The 14,226-nt window shown below is 65.2% G+C and carries 15 protein-coding genes; 8 read left to right on the forward strand and 7 right to left on the reverse strand.

Going from position 1 to position 14,226, the window contains the following annotated elements; all coding sequences use genetic code 11:
- Window positions 1–30: 30 nt before the first annotated feature.
- The 7 genes from C8N34_RS10230 to C8N34_RS10260 are packed head-to-tail and all read left to right on the forward strand — an operon-like array spanning window position 31 to window position 5,817.
- Window positions 31–753, forward strand: coding sequence for an ABC transporter ATP-binding protein (locus C8N34_RS10230; RefSeq protein WP_054303318.1), 723 nt, complete (start codon window positions 31–33; stop codon window positions 751–753).
- Window positions 750–1,493: an ABC transporter ATP-binding protein gene (locus C8N34_RS10235; protein WP_108128797.1), complete on the forward strand. Its 744-nt coding sequence runs from the start codon at window positions 750–752 to the stop codon at window positions 1,491–1,493. The genes C8N34_RS10230 and C8N34_RS10235 overlap by 4 nt, the downstream gene beginning before the upstream one ends.
- The gene (locus tag C8N34_RS10240) at window positions 1,490–2,371 is read left to right on the forward strand and encodes a branched-chain amino acid ABC transporter permease (RefSeq protein ID WP_108128798.1); all 882 of its coding nucleotides are present in this window, start codon (window positions 1,490–1,492) and stop codon (window positions 2,369–2,371) included. The genes C8N34_RS10235 and C8N34_RS10240 overlap by 4 nt, the downstream gene beginning before the upstream one ends.
- Window positions 2,371–3,450, forward strand: coding sequence for a branched-chain amino acid ABC transporter permease (locus tag C8N34_RS10245; protein ID WP_158640763.1), 1,080 nt, complete (start codon window positions 2,371–2,373; stop codon window positions 3,448–3,450). Before C8N34_RS10240 ends, C8N34_RS10245 begins: the two co-directional genes overlap by 1 nt.
- Window positions 3,447–4,247, forward strand: coding sequence for an SDR family oxidoreductase (locus C8N34_RS10250; protein WP_108128800.1), 801 nt, complete (start codon window positions 3,447–3,449; stop codon window positions 4,245–4,247). Before C8N34_RS10245 ends, C8N34_RS10250 begins: the two co-directional genes overlap by 4 nt.
- The gene (locus C8N34_RS10255) at window positions 4,237–5,025 is read left to right on the forward strand and encodes an SDR family NAD(P)-dependent oxidoreductase (protein ID WP_158640762.1); all 789 of its coding nucleotides are present in this window, start codon (window positions 4,237–4,239) and stop codon (window positions 5,023–5,025) included. The genes C8N34_RS10250 and C8N34_RS10255 overlap by 11 nt, the downstream gene beginning before the upstream one ends.
- Before the next feature lie 30 nt (window positions 5,026–5,055).
- Window positions 5,056–5,817, forward strand: a complete 762-nt coding sequence (locus C8N34_RS10260) for a GntR family transcriptional regulator (RefSeq protein ID WP_158640761.1) — start codon at window positions 5,056–5,058, stop codon at window positions 5,815–5,817.
- A gap of 18 nt (window positions 5,818–5,835) precedes the next feature.
- Here the strand turns inward: C8N34_RS10260 and C8N34_RS10265 are convergent, their stop codons facing one another.
- Window positions 5,836–6,858 (reverse strand): enoyl-CoA hydratase/isomerase family protein, encoded by a 1,023-nt coding sequence (locus tag C8N34_RS10265; protein ID WP_242013864.1) that lies wholly within the window; start codon window positions 6,856–6,858, stop codon window positions 5,836–5,838.
- Window positions 6,851–8,491, reverse strand: a complete 1,641-nt coding sequence (locus C8N34_RS10270; protein ID WP_108128828.1) for a GMC family oxidoreductase — start codon at window positions 8,489–8,491, stop codon at window positions 6,851–6,853. Before C8N34_RS10270 ends, C8N34_RS10265 begins: the two co-directional genes overlap by 8 nt.
- A gap of 166 nt (window positions 8,492–8,657) precedes the next feature.
- Between C8N34_RS10270 and C8N34_RS10275 the strand changes: the two genes are divergently transcribed.
- Window positions 8,658–9,560 (forward strand): LysR family transcriptional regulator, encoded by a 903-nt coding sequence (locus C8N34_RS10275; RefSeq protein ID WP_108128803.1) that lies wholly within the window; start codon window positions 8,658–8,660, stop codon window positions 9,558–9,560.
- 4 nt (window positions 9,561–9,564) lie between these two features.
- Here C8N34_RS10275 and C8N34_RS10280 read toward each other — a convergent pair whose 3' ends face one another.
- From C8N34_RS10280 to urtB, 5 genes are read right to left on the reverse strand one after another with little or no spacing between them, the layout of a single operon-like run.
- Window positions 9,565–10,704 carry an iron-containing alcohol dehydrogenase gene (locus C8N34_RS10280; protein ID WP_108128804.1) on the reverse strand — a complete coding sequence of 380 codons (1,140 nt, stop codon included), beginning with the start codon at window positions 10,702–10,704 and terminating at the stop codon, window positions 9,565–9,567.
- A 14-nt stretch (window positions 10,705–10,718) separates the two neighbouring features.
- A complete protein-coding gene (gene urtE, locus C8N34_RS10285) occupies window positions 10,719–11,414 on the reverse strand; it encodes an urea ABC transporter ATP-binding subunit UrtE (RefSeq protein ID WP_054303326.1) in 696 nt (231 codons plus the stop codon).
- Entirely contained in the window at window positions 11,408–12,163 is a 756-nt protein-coding gene (urtD, locus tag C8N34_RS10290) for an urea ABC transporter ATP-binding protein UrtD (protein WP_108128805.1), read from the reverse strand. The genes urtE and urtD overlap by 7 nt, the downstream gene beginning before the upstream one ends.
- The gene (gene urtC, locus C8N34_RS10295; protein ID WP_108128806.1) at window positions 12,160–13,287 is read right to left on the reverse strand and encodes an urea ABC transporter permease subunit UrtC; all 1,128 of its coding nucleotides are present in this window, start codon (window positions 13,285–13,287) and stop codon (window positions 12,160–12,162) included. Before urtC ends, urtD begins: the two co-directional genes overlap by 4 nt.
- A 3-nt stretch (window positions 13,288–13,290) precedes the next feature.
- The gene (gene urtB / locus C8N34_RS10300) at window positions 13,291–14,184 is read right to left on the reverse strand and encodes an urea ABC transporter permease subunit UrtB (protein ID WP_108128807.1); all 894 of its coding nucleotides are present in this window, start codon (window positions 14,182–14,184) and stop codon (window positions 13,291–13,293) included.
- Window positions 14,185–14,226 lie beyond the last annotated feature (42 nt).

Here is a 14,226-nt window from a genome sequence, read left to right on the forward strand (position 1 = left end):
GGCGGTTTCCCCACTCTCGAAAGGTACGCCATGACCCATATCCTGACCGCGACGGGCGTGACCGTCCGATTCGGGGGGCTGACGGTGATCGACGATGTCGACCTGGAGCTGCGCCCCTCGGAAATCCTTGGTCTGATCGGCCCCAACGGGGCGGGGAAGACCACCTTCGTCAATGTTCTTTCCGGCTTTCAGAAGCCGCAGACCGGCACGATCCGCATCGGCGATACTGACATCTCGGCCACGCTGCCGGATGAGCGGGTGCGGCGGGGCCTCGTGCGCACCTTTCAGGCGGTGCGGCTTTTTCCGGCGCTGACGGTTGCCGAGAACCTGCTGGCGGCGGGCTTCGCGATGGGGCAAAGCCGCCGCGCGGCGAAGGCCGAGATCGCCACACTGGCCGCGCTTCTGGATCTGGACGGCTGGCTGAACACCGAAGCCCGCGCGCTTCCCTACGGGGTCGAGCGGCGCGCCGGGATCGCGCGCGCGATGATGGCGGGACCTGCCTTCATCATGCTGGACGAACCGGCGGCGGGGATGAACCACGAAGAGGCCATGGCCTTCCTGTCTGTGATGGATGCGATCCGGGCGCGCGGCTGCGGTATCCTGCTGATTGAACACAATATGGATATCGTGTTCCGCCTTTGCGACCGGGTGCAGGTTCTGCGCAGCGGCAAGGTTCTGGCGGCGGGAACGCCCGATGAAATTCGCAATCACGCCCTGGTGCGCGAAGCCTATCTGGGGAGTGCTGCGGCATGACCCCGCATCTGCAAATCGAAGACGTGTCGGTGACCTATGGCGCGGTGCGCGCGCTGAACCGCCTGTCGATCCATGCCGCCAAGGGCGAGACGGTCGCGCTGATCGGCCCGAATGGTGCCGGAAAATCCTCGCTTCTGCTGGCCATCGCGGGGGTGGTGCCGCTGCGGTCCGGCGCGGTGCGGCTGGAGGGGCGCGATCTGGCAGGACAGGAGCCCGAGCAGCGCGTCGGTCTTGGCATCTCGCTGGTGCCCGAGACGCGCGATGTGTTCAAGAAGCTGTCCACCCATGAAAACCTGCTGATCGGCGCCAGTCGGCGCCGACTGACCCGGGCGCAGATGCAGGCCGATGCCGACCGGATCTATGCGCTTTTCCCCCGTCTTGCTGAAAGGCACAACCATATGGCGGGCTTCCTGTCGGGGGGCGAGCAGCAGATGCTGGCGATTGGCCGCGCGCTGATGGCCGAACCCGGGCTATTGATGCTGGACGAGCCATCGCTTGGTCTTGCGCCAGTGGTGACCGATGCGGTCTATGCCGCGATTGCCACGTTGCGCGATCAAGGCACCACCATTCTTCTGGTCGAGCAGAACGCCGCCCGCGCCTTTTCGGTTTGCGATCGCGCCTATCTGATGCAGGCCGGCCAGGTGATCGAGGAAGGCAGCGCCGAAACCCTCAGCGCGCGTGGTTCGGTCGAATCCGTGCTTTTCGGCCGTTCGGCCCCGGCGAAGGAGCTGCGCCCATGACGCTGTTGCAGATGCTGATCGACGCGGCCAGCGTCGGCGGGCTTTACGCCCTGACCGCCATTGGAATCGGGCTGATCTTCGGGGTGATCGGCCTCGTGAACTTCGCCTATGGCGAATACATCATGGTCGGCGCCTATGTGCTGTTGCTGAGCGCCGGTCTTTACTGGCCCTTTGCCATTGGCGCAGTGCTGGTCTTTGTGGTGCTTTTCGCACTGGCCAGTGATTTTCTGGTGTTTCGTCAGGTGCGCCGCGCGCCACCCGAGACTTTGATGATCGTGTCTTTCGGGCTGAGCTTCATGATCCAGCATATCTGGGTGGTGATGTTCGGATCGCTGACCAAGACCGTCAACTTCCTGCCCGCGATCAATCGCAGCGTCGAAATTGCCGGGCTTCGGATCGCCGGGGTCAGCCTGTTGCAGATCGCGGCGACGGTGGTGCTGACCACTGTGCTGGCGCTGTTCATCAAATATACCCGCATCGGCTATCAGATGCGGGCGGTGTCGGAAAACCCGCGCATGGCGCGGCTGGTCGGCGTCAACAGTAATTGGGTGATCGCGGTGGCTTTCGCGATTTCTGCGGTGCTGGCGGTGACAGTTACGGTGCTGTTCGTGGCGCAGACCGGCTCGATGACGCCCTTCTTCGGCGTTTCGCTGACGATGATCGGCTTTGTCGCCACGGTGATCGGCGGCATGGGCAGCCTGCCGGGCTGCGCGCTTGGCGGCTTTCTGGTCGGCGCGGTGACCACGATCCTGCAAATGGTGCTGCCGCCACATCTGCAACCTTTCCGCGAAGCCTTCGTCTTCACCTCGGTGATCCTGATGCTGCTGGTCCGCCCGCAGGGTCTGATCGCCGTCCGGTCCGCATGGGAGCGTGTCTGATGCCTGACCAACAAAATCCGCTGCGCGACATGGCGGCCTGGCTTTGGCCCTGGGCGGTCTGGGCGGTGCTTCTGCTGGTGCTGACGCTGATCTTTTCGCAGATCAGCCCGGCCATGGCGCGGATCACCACCGATACGCTGATCAGGCTGGTGATCGTGACCGGGCTTTACATCTTCGTCGGCAATTCCGGCATCCTGTCCTTTGGCCATGGCGCTTTCCTGATCGTCGCGGCCTATGCCTCGGCTTGGGTGACAATTCCGGTGGCGATGAAAGGGGTGATCCTGCCCGGCCTGCCCGAGATGCTGCGCGGCATCCAGATTTCACCCTTGGGCGGGCTGGTGGCGGGGGTGGTGCTGGCGGCGGTTCTGGGCCTCTTGGCCGGTATCCCGCTGATGCGGCTCAGCGGCATTGCCGCCTCGATCGCGACCTTTGCCTTTTTCATCGTGATTTCTGTGATTTACAACAACTGGACCGATTGGACGAAAGGCACCGCCTCGCTGGTCGGGCTGCCGACCTGGGTTGGGCCATGGGCGGCGCTGGCGGCGGCGCTGACAGCGCTTCTGATCGCCTGGGCTTTCCAGAATTCGCGCGCCGGGCTGTTGCTGCGGGCCAGTCGCGAAGATCTGGTCGCGGCGCATGGCGCAGGCATCCGGGTGATGCGCCTGCGGCTGCTGGCCTTTGTCCTCAGCGCCGCCGTCGCGGGGGCCGGAGGCGTTTTGCTGGGCCATAACAACGGCGCGCTGACCACGGCAAACAATGTCTATCTGAACCTGTCCTTCATCGTGATCGCGATGCTGGTGGTGGGTGGCATTCGCAGCATGTCGGGCGTGGTGGTCGGAACGCTTGTCCTGTCAGTTCTGGCCGAGATCTTCCGGCGCTTCGAGACCGGCGTGGATATCGGTGGGGTGATGCTGCAGATCCCCGGCGGCACGCGCGAAGTGCTTCTGGGCCTGTGCATGTTGCTGGCACTGATCCTGCGGCCCGATGGGCTGAGCCGGGGGCGGGAAATACGGGTGCCGGGCATTCTGCGCGGCACCAGGCCTGGGGCCAAAACCAAGAAGGAAGAGGCATTGCCATGAAACTGGATCTGACCGGCCGCCGCGTGGTGGTCACGGCGGGCTGCGGCGGCATTGGCCGCGCCATCGCCGATGCCTTTGCCAGCGCCGGGGCGCGGGTCGCGGTCTGCGACATCGACCCCGCCCTTGTCACGGCCTCGCCGCATCTGGCGCGGCTGTGCGATGTTTCGGACGAGGCGGCGGTCACCGCATTCTTTGCCGAGGTGATGGCAGAGTTCGGCAGCATCGACGTGCTGGTGAACAATGCAGGCATCGCCGGACCGACCCGGGCGGTGGAAGAGATCAGCCTGGCCGAGTGGCGCCAGACCCTGGCGGTGAACCTGGACGGGCAATTCCTGGCCGCCCGCGCGGTCATTCCGGCGATGAAAGCGCAGCGCAGCGGGGCGATCATCAACCTGTCCTCGACCGCCGGGCGAATGGGCATGCCGCTGCGCGCACCCTATTCCGCCTCGAAATACGGAGTGCGCGGCCTGACCGATGTGCTGGCAATCGAACTCGGAGAATACGGGATCCGCGTCAACGCCCTGATGCCGGGGATGGTCGCCGGGCCGCGCCTGGACAAGGTCGTAGCCGAACAGGCCTCGGCGCGCGGCATGACTGGTGCGGCCTATCTGCCCTTGATGCTGCACAATATCTCGATGCATCAGACGGTGACACCGGAAGACGTGGCGGCGATGGCGGTTTTCCTGGCTTCGGATGCCGGGCAACATATTTCCGGGCAATCCATCGGAATCTGTGCAAATTTCGAAAGCTACCGGGCCCCGCTGGCCCGCATACCGGAGGAAGCCGATGGCGACTGAGCGACTGGCTGAAATTGACGCGCTGTTCTCGCTGGCCGGGCGCACGGCGCTGATCACCGGCGCATCGGGCGGGATCGGGGCCGCGACGGCGCGGGTTCTGGCGGCTGCGGGCGCGCGGGTGATCCTGATCGCGCGCAATCTGGACCGGCTGGAAGAAGAAGCGGCGCATCTGCGCGCCTCAGGGGCGGAGGCCCTGGCGCTGCGGGCTGATCTGGGCACGGAGCAGGGGCTTGAGGCTTTGGTCGCGGCGCTGGCCGCGGCTGGCGAGGCACCGGATATACTGGTCAACAATGCCGGCATGATTGATCGCGCGGCCTTTGACGATGTGAGCCGGCCCGGCTGGGACGAGGTCATTGGCCTGAACCTGACCGCGCCGATGTTCCTGACCCAGGCGCTGATCCCGGCGATGCGGGCACGCGGCTGGGGGCGGGTGGTCAATATCGCCTCGATCCTGGCGCTTCAGGGCAAGAAGAACGCGCATTCCTACACCGCCAGCAAGCATGCGATTGCCGGGCTGACCCGGTCGATGGCGGCCGAGCTTGGTCAGGATGGGGTCTGCGTCAATGCGCTGTGCCCGGGCTATATCCGAACCGAGATCAACACCGTGCTGCAACAAGATGCTGGCTTCGGCGCGATGATCGCGGCAAGGGTGCCGCTGCAGCGCTGGGGCGAGACGGCGGATCTGGCCGGCCCGCTGCTTCTGCTGTGTTCGCCCGCGGCATCCTATCTCAACGGCCATATGCTGGTGGTTGATGGTGGCATGACGGCGGTTCATTAAATGGTGGTTTCGAAGAAAGGACAGTCCTCAGTGATCAGGCGCTCGAAACGGGCAGAGGGACACAGCGATCAGGCGCTGTTGGCGCTGGACACCTCTTTGATGGAGGATGTGAACCTGCATGATCGGGTCTATCAGATCCTGCGCAACGCGCTGATCCGTGGCCATTTCGCGCCGGGGGCGCAACTGACGATCCGCAGCCTGGCGAAGGTGCTGGGCACGTCGATGATCCCGGTTCGCGATGCGCTGCAACGTCTGGTGGCCGAACGCGCGCTGGAATTGACCGAGAACCGCTCGGCCCGTGTGCCCGAAATGCGGCCGGAAAGCTTCCGCGAGCTGGTCGAGATCCGGCTGATGCTGGAAGGCGCAGCCATCCGGCGGTTGGACCTGCCGCTGACACCCGAGCAGATGGACGAATTGCGGCTGGTCAATCACAAGGTGGAACTGGCCGTGCGGCGCGGCGATGCCGAGGCGGTGACCGTCGCCAATATGGAGTTTCACTTCCTGTTGTACCGGCTTGCAGGCGGGGAATTGCTGTATCGGATGATCGAGACGCTTTGGGTGCGCGCGGGACCGCTGCTGCGGCTGCCCTTCCGGGCTGAGACCTATGCGCCGGATGTGTTCAGCCGCGGGGTCGAGCGGCATAACGAAATCCTGGAGGCGCTGGAGCGGGGGGATCACGAAACCGCCAGCCGCTCGTTGATCGCAGATATCGGCGATACGGCGCGGTGGTATGAAACCTGCTTCAGCGCCTTTGCCCATCCGGCAGCGGAGCCGGAACAGGTGAAGAGCTGACCGCGACCCACGCTGTGACTAAAGCGGCGCCAGCATCGCGGCAACGGCACCGGACAGGGCGGAATCGGTCGCACCGGCCTGCCGCCAGGCCGGACGGTCGTCGCGATCGATCAGCATTGCCCGCACCCCTTCGATGAAATCGCCGCTTTCGGCGGCGCGGGCGGTGAAGCGGAATTCGCGTTCCAGCGCCTCGGGCACGCTGTGGGTGGTCTCGGCCGCCGCAATCAGTTGCAGCGTCGCGGCCATGGCCAGCGGATCATGGTGCGCCAAAGCGGTGCGAATTGCCTCGGGGATCGGCCCGGTTTCTTGCGCGGCCGCCGCGCTGATCGCCCTCAGCCCGGGGCGGGCGAAGATCCGGTCAATCTGCGGGCGGGCGCCCGCCAGATCCGAGTCCGGCGCTCTGCCCTTAGGCAACACCGCCGGATCGCCGCTTTCCGCAAGCCACTCGATCAGGCCGGGCCAGTCGGCCTGCGGCAGCAGAAGATCGGCAAAGCCGCAATAGATCGCATCGCCGGGCGTCATGCGCGCGCCGGTCAGGCCCAGATACAGACCCGTCCGCCCCGGCGACCGGGCCAGAAGCGCGCTGGCGCCGACATCGGGCACCAGGCCGATCCGGGTTTCAGGCATTGCCATCTGCGTGGTCTCGCCCAGAATCCGGTGGCTGGCATGGCCGCCGATCCCGATCCCGCCGCCCATCGTATAGCCCTGCATAAAGGCGATGATCGGTTTCGGATACAGAGCGATCAGCGCATTCATCCGGTATTCGTCGCTGAAGAAATCGCGGCCAAAGGTGAAATCGCCCGCCTGCGCTGCCCTGACCACCGCGACCACATCCCCGCCAGCGGAAAAGGCACGATCACCCGCCGCATCGAAGATCACCAGCGCCACCGCCGGATCCGCCCGCCACGCGTCAAGCGCGGCCAGGATCGCCAGGCACATCTCACGCGTCAGCGCGTTCAGCCGCGCCGGTCGGTTCAGCGTGATGCGCCCGGCACGGCCTTCGCGGCGGATCAGAACGGCGGGTTGGAACGGATCAGGCACGGGCATCTTCCAGCATCATCCTTGCGGCCTTTTCGGCGATCATGATGGTCGGGGAGTTGGTGTTGCCGCTGGTGATTGTCGGCATGACCGAGGCATCGGAGATCCGCAGCCGCCCCAGCGCACGCATCTTCAGCCGCGGATCGACGACCGAGCCGCCATCGCTGCCCATCCGGCAGGTGCCGGTCGGGTGGAAGATCGTGGTGCCGATATCGCCTGCCGCGCGGACCAGATCGTCGCGGCTGTCATAGGCCGGGCCGGGGCGAAACTCTTCCGGGCGGAAGCGGGCAAAGGCCGGTTGCGCGGCGATCTGCCGGGTCAGCCGGATCGAGCGCGCCGCCACCTCGCGGTCGCCCTCGGTCGACAGGTAATTCGGGCGGATCGCGGGTGCGCTGCGGAAATCGCCGCTTTTCACATGCACCGAACCGCGGCTTTCGGGCCGCAGATTGCAGACGCTGGCGGTGATCGCCGGGAAAGGATGCACCGGGTCGCCGAATTTATCCAGGCTGACCGGCTGCACATGCCATTCCAGATCGGCACTGGCCTTTTCCGGGCCCGAGCGGGTGAAGATCCCCAACTGGCTCGGCGCCATCGCCATCGGGCCCGAGCGTTTCAGCAGATATTCCAGCCCGATCGCGGCCTTGCCGAACAGGCTTGAAGCTTTTTCGTTCAGTGTCGGCACGCCATGCACCTTGTAGACCAGGCGCAGTTGCAGATGATCCTGCAGGTTCTCGCCGATCCCGGCCACCTCTTTGACCGGCGCGATCCCCGCTGCGGCCAGCACCTCACCCCGGCCGATGCCCGACAGTTCCAGCAGCTGCGGCGAGCCGATGGCACCGGCCGACAGCACCGTTTCACGCAGCGCCCGCGCCTCCTTGCGGCTGCCCTGATGGTGGAAGACAACGCCCCTCACCTCGCCTTCCTCGATGATCAGCCGTTCCGCCTGGGCGCCGGTCAGCACCCGCAGATTGGGCCGCCCCGCTGCCGGGCGCAGGAAGGCTTTCGTGGTGTTCCAGCGGACGCCGCGACGCTGGTTGACCTCGAAATATCCCGCGCCCTCATTGTCGCCGCCGTTGAAATCGTCATTGCGCGGGATGCCGAATTCCAGCGCCGCATCGCGAAACGCATCCAGCACCTCCCAGTGCAGCCGCGCCTTCTCCACCCGCCATTCGCCGCCCGCGCCATGCAGCGCGCTGGCGCCAAGATGGTAATCCTCCTGCGCGCGGAACAGCGGCAGCACATCCTCCCAGCCCCAGCCGGTGCAGCCCGCCTGCGCCCAGCCGTCATAGTCCTGCGCCTGGCCCCGCATATAGATCATGCCATTGATCGACGAACAGCCGCCCAGCACCCGCCCGCGCGGGTACAGCAGCGACCGGCCGTTCAGCCCCGGTTCTTCCTCGGTGCGGAAACGCCAATCGGTGCGCGGGTTGTTGATGCAGTAGAGATACCCCACCGGAATATGGATCCAGGCGTAATTGTCACGGCCGCCCGCTTCCAGCAGCAGAACCCGGGTTTTCGGATCGGCCGAAAGCCGGTTCGCCAGCACGCAGCCCGCGCTGCCCGCCCCGATCACGATGTAATCATAGCTTTCCACTGACACCCCCTTCTCGCTGCCCAGCCCCAGCGCGGCCTGCATCGGGTCGCATCCCTGCAAGGGACGCGGCCGCAGCCGACGCTTCGATATGTTCATAATTGTTCAGGCCCTCCTCCGGACCGTCTTGGGAAAATGCGTCAGTATTTCTTTTCAGACAAGCCATTCAGGCTGATTGATTTCTCACAGAATATGTACGAAAACGAACAGCATGACGCAGTTCAACTGGGACGACATGCAGTTCTTCCTGGCCCTGGCCCGGGATGGCCAGCTCAGCGGGGCCGCGCGCCAGCTTGGGTCATCGCATGTCACGGTGGCGCGACGGATAGACCGGCTGGAGGCCGCGCTGCGCCAGCGCCTGTTCGAACGCTCGGCCCGAGGGTATGAGTTGACGGCCAGCGGCCGGCGTCTGGTCGAAACGGCTGAGCGGATGGAAGAAGCCTCGGGCGGGGTCATTCCCGGCGCGGGGCCGGGCCAGGGCCTGACCGGCAATCTGCGCCTTGCCGTGCCCGAAGGCTTTTCCAACTTCTTCAGCGAACATATGCTGGCGGCCTTCACTGCGCGCTTTCCCGATCTGTCGCTGGAACTGATCACTCTGACCCAGGTGATCTCGCTGTCGCGGCGCGAGGCAGATTTGACCGTGACATTGGACCCGGTGACGCGCGGGGGCTATCGCTCCGAGCGGCTGGCCGATTATCAGCTAAGGATTTATGCGGCCAAATCCTATATGGCCGCGCAAGAGCCGATCCGTTCGCGGGCCGATCTGCTGAAGCATCGCTTCCTGGGCTATATCGAGGAAATGCTCTTCGCCACCGGCCTCGACTATCTGGGCGAGGTGCATCCCGGCCTGCGACCCGCCTTCAAGAGCTCCAGCATCTACAGCCAGATGATCGCTGTGCGGCAGGGCAATGGCCTGAGTGTCCTGCCCTGCTACATGGCCAAAGCCTGCCCCGATCTGGTGCCGGTTCTGCCCGACGAGATTGCGCTGACGCGCACCTACTGGCTGACCTGCCATCGCGACACGCGGCAGATGCGGCGCGAACGGGCGGTGATCAGCTTCCTCACGGAAGAAATCCTCCGCCACACCGATCTCTTGCTGGACCCCGCAGTCTGAACGCTCAAAACGCCGCGCGATACAGCGCCAGCGCGTCGGATTCGGTCACCGGAACCGGGTTGTTGCCCAGAAGTCGGGTCTGCAGCATGGCATCCGCAGCAAGAACAGGCAGACTTTCGGCACTGACGCCCACATCGCGCAGCCGGCGCGGCGCGCCGGAGCGGTCCATCAACGCCTCCATGCCGGCAATGAAATCCGTGGCCGCAGCGCCAAAGCCCAGAAGCGCACCCAGTTCGGCATAAAGCGGTGCTGCGGCGGGCAGGTTGTGACGCAGGACCGGCCCCAGCATGAGCGCATTGGTCAGCCCATGCGGCAGGTGATAGCGGCCCCCCAAGGGATAGGCCAGCGCATGCACCGCGCCGACCGGGCTGTTGGCAAAGGCCTTGCCGGCGAGGCAGGCACCATACAGCATCGCCTCGCGCGCAGGGCGGTTCTGCCCATCGGTGCAGGCGGTCACAAGGTTCGCGGCCAGCAGCCGCAGGGCCTCGCGCGCATAAAGATCGGAGAGCGGGTTCTTCTTGTGCCGCGAAGTATAAGCCTCGATCGCGTGGACCATCGCGTCGATGCCGGTAGCGGCGGTCTGGCCCGGCGGCAGGCCCAGAGTCAGCGCGGCATCCAGCAGCACCAGATCGGCATAAAGCTGCGGGGCAACGACGCCCATCTTGGTGGTCTCACCCGTAGTCAGGATGGTGATATTGGTCACTTCCGACCCGGTTCCGGCGGTGGTGGGCACCTGAACCAGCGGAAGACGACCGCCCTGCACCTTGTCGATGCCGTAAAGCCCCGCCAGCGGCTGGTCACTGTGCAGCAGCACCGCGGCCAGCTTGGCGATATCGAGCGACGAGCCGCCGCCAAAGCCGATCACCAGATCGGCCCCTGCGGTTCGGCCCAGCGCCACACAATCGAGGGCCACCGACTCCGGCGGATCGGCCACCGTGCCGTCGAAGACGCTGACCCGGAACCCCGCCTCTTCCAGCGTGGCCAGGGCTGGCGCGATCACCCCCAAACGCACCAGCGGTGCATCGGTGACCAGCAACGCCCGGCGCGCCGAAAAGCGCGCGGCCAGCAGGCCGCCCAATCGCCGGGCGCCGTCCCATTCGATCTTCAGGGCGCCGGGCGCGTCAAAGGTGAAATCCTGCATCATGGCCCTCGCCCGGTTCAGATCGTCATATGGCGGTCGACCACCGCGTCGGTCAGGCCCGAAATATCGCCGCCTTCCACCACCGCGCCCTTTTCCAGCATCGCAAAGCGCGAGGCGGCACGGCGCAGGAAGCCGATATTCTGCTCGACCAGGATCACCGTCAGGCCAAAGTCGCGGCTCATCCGCAGGATCACCTTCTCGATATCCTCGACGATCGAGGGCTGGATGCCTTCGTTCGGCTCGTCCAGAAGCACCACATCCGGCTCGGCCGCAAGCGCCCGGGCGATGGCCAGCTGCTGCTGCTGCCCGCCCGACAGAAGCCCGCCGCGCCGGTCCATGTTTTCCGCCAGATAGGGGAACAGTTCGGGCACGATCTCGGGCACGGCGCGCTTGCCCGCACGGTTGGCAAAGCCCCCCATCACGATGTTTTCGCGCACGGTGAAATCAGGGATGATGCCGCGCCCCTGCGGCACATAGGCAATTCCAGCGCGGGCGCGCATATGGGTGGGCGCCGCCGAGATGTCGCGCCCGCCCAGCCGCACCACGCCCTTGGCGCTGTCGGTCAGGCCCATGATGGTCTTCAGCAGCGTCGTCTTGCCGGTGCCGTTGCGCCCCGCAATGCCGGTGATCTTGCCCTCGGGCACCTCGAGGCTGATGCCATTCAGCGCCCGCGACCGTCCATACCAGCTTTCCAGATTGGTCAGGCTCAGCATGCGGAAATCTCCTGTGACCCCAGATAGGCGGCGCGCACGGCCGCATCGCTTTCGATCTCGGCCACGGTGCCTTCGGCCAGAACGCGCCCCAGATGCAGAACCGTGATCTTCTCGGCAATGTCGCGCACGAAAGCCATGTCATGCTCGACCACCAGCATGGTCTGATTGCCCTTCAGCCGATTGATGATCGCCGCAGTCTTGCCGGTTTCGGCCTGGGTCATTCCAGCTGTCGGCTCGTCCAGCAAAATGACATCGGGGCTCTGGATCATCAGCATGCCCAGTTCCAGCCACTGGATCTGGCCATGGCTCAGCGTGCCAGCTTCGGTCTTCATCTGATCGGACAGGCCGACCAGGTCGATCACCTCCTCCACACGCGCCCGATCCGCCGCGCTGCGCCCGATTCGCAGGTTGGAGAAGACGCCGGGATGGTGCGATTGCGCGACTTCGATATTCTGCCGCACCGTCAGCCCGGTGAAGATCGAGGGGATCTGAAACTTGCGCCCGATCCCGGCCCGCGCGATGCGGTATTCGCGCAGGTTGGTGACATCGCGCCCGTTCAGCAGCACCCGCCCGGATGTTGACCGGGTCCGGCCGCTGATCAGATCCATCAGCGTGGTCTTGCCGGCACCGTTCGCGCCCAAGAGCACCCGCAATTCGCCCTTCGCCACCTTCAGCGACACGCCATCAACGGCGCGGAATCTTCCGAAGCTGACGCCCAGAGCTTCGGTCTCCAATGCGTAAACGCTCATTGCCGCACCTCTTGCTTCAGGGCTTCGGGACGCCACCGCCCGGTCAGCCGACGCATCATGTCATGGGCAAATCCGCCAAGCCCCTGCGGCAGCCAGATCACCACCAGCACGAAGACCAGTCCGACAATCGCCTTCCAGGCCTCGACCAAGGCTTCAGTTTCCGAAGCCCGCGCCTCCAGCACATTGATCAGGATCGCGCCGATACAGGCTCCCAGGATCGAGCCGCGCCCGCCCACCGCCGCCCAGACCACCATCGAGACCGAGAAGGTCAGATCCAGGAACGAGGGCGAGGCGAACTCCGCCACCACCACATAGAGCATGCCAGCCAGACCCGAGATCGCCGCCGAGACCGCGAAGAAGAAGGTCTGATAGGCTGGCACGTCATAGCCCAGATACAGCGCCCGGGTCTGGCTGTCGCGGGTGGCCTGCAGCACGGTGCCGGCGCGGGTCGCGACCAGAAGCCGTGCCAGAACCAGCACCACGATCAGCGCAATTGTAATGACGTAATAGGTCGTCACCGCATAGGGATCCAGCTCGGTGCCGAACAGGTTGAAATAGCCCAGGTCGGTCAGCCCGTTGAACCCGTTGGTCAGCGGTTGGGCATCAACCAGCAAGAGCCGCGCCAGCAAGACCAGCGCCAGGGTGATGATCGACACGAAGACGCCGGAAATCCGCTGGCCGAAGATCAGCCTGCCCAGCAGCGTGGCCACGATCACCGGCGCGATAATCGCCATCGCCACCCCGAACCATTGCGACTGGAACGGGATCCACAGCCAGGATCCGGGCGTGATGCAGCACAGATCGGTCGAGGCGCCGGGCTGCGCATTCCACAGCATGAAATCCGGCACCGGCTGGTCGGACCCCTGTTGCAGGCTGGTATAGCTCGCGAGCTTCAGCGGCATCGCCATCGCATAGGCGCCGAGGCCGAAGAACAGGCCCTGCCCCAGGTTCAACACCCCGGCATAGCCCCATGTCAGCGCGATGGCGGCGCCCAGCATGCCGAAGCACAGATATTTCGCCACCCGGTTCAGCCAGAAGTCATCGCCGGTCAACGGCAGCGCCAGCAGGACGGCGAAGAACAGCAGATAGGCCCAGATGCGGTAATTGGTCAGAAGGGAAGTCATGCCTCAGCGCCCCTTGAAGCTGAACAGCCCGGCGGGCCGGAGAAGGATCACAAGGATCACCACCAGCAGGACCGAGGCCCGCCCGGCAATCTCGTTGAAGAAGATGGCGACCAGCGCGTTGATCTCGCCCAGGATGCCAGCGGCGGCCATCGTGCCCAACAGGCTGCCCACGCCCCCGGTCACGACGACCATGAAGCCGTCGACCACCATCGTCGCCCCCATGTCGGGCGAGACCGAGCGGAAGCCCGCCATCAGCACCCCCGCCACCCCGGCGAGGCCCGAGCCAAGCGCGAAGGTGATCGCATTGGTGGCCTTGACATCGATGCCGCAGGCGGCGGCCATTTGCGGATTGCGGATGATCGCGCGCACCTTCATCCCAAGCGGCGTGCGATAGAGGGTGAACCAGGTCAGCCCCGCCAGAACCAGCGTCACCAGCACGATGAAGACGCGATAGCTGTTCAGTTGCAGCCCGAACAGGCCCAGTGTGCCTTGCAGGAACTGCGGCACCGGCACGTTCTGCAGGCCCGAGCCCAGACCCTCGACATGGATGCCGAAAAAGCTCAGGCCGAATTCCAGCCGGATCGCCTGTTGCAACAGGATCGCGATGCCCCAGGTGGCCAGAAGCGTATCCAGAAGCCGCCCGTAAAGCCGCCGCACCACCAGGCGCTCCAGCCCATAACCAAGCGCGGCGGTGACAAGGAAGGCCAGCGGTATCGTCAGCAGCAGGTTGGTGCCCAGCCAGATATTGGACAGAACCGCGACATAGGCGCCGATCATGACCATCTCGCCATGGGCCATATTGATGATGCCCATGGCGCCATAGGTGACCGCAAGGCCCAGCGCCACGAGCAGAAGGATCGAGCTGAGGCTCAATCCGATGAACAGAGTATCGAACACAGGCGACCGGCCTTTCGAGGAGGGTGGCGGCCCGGGCAGGCA

The organism is Gemmobacter caeni (assembly GCF_003054195.1).
Lineage (GTDB): Bacteria > Pseudomonadota > Alphaproteobacteria > Rhodobacterales > Rhodobacteraceae > Gemmobacter > Gemmobacter caeni.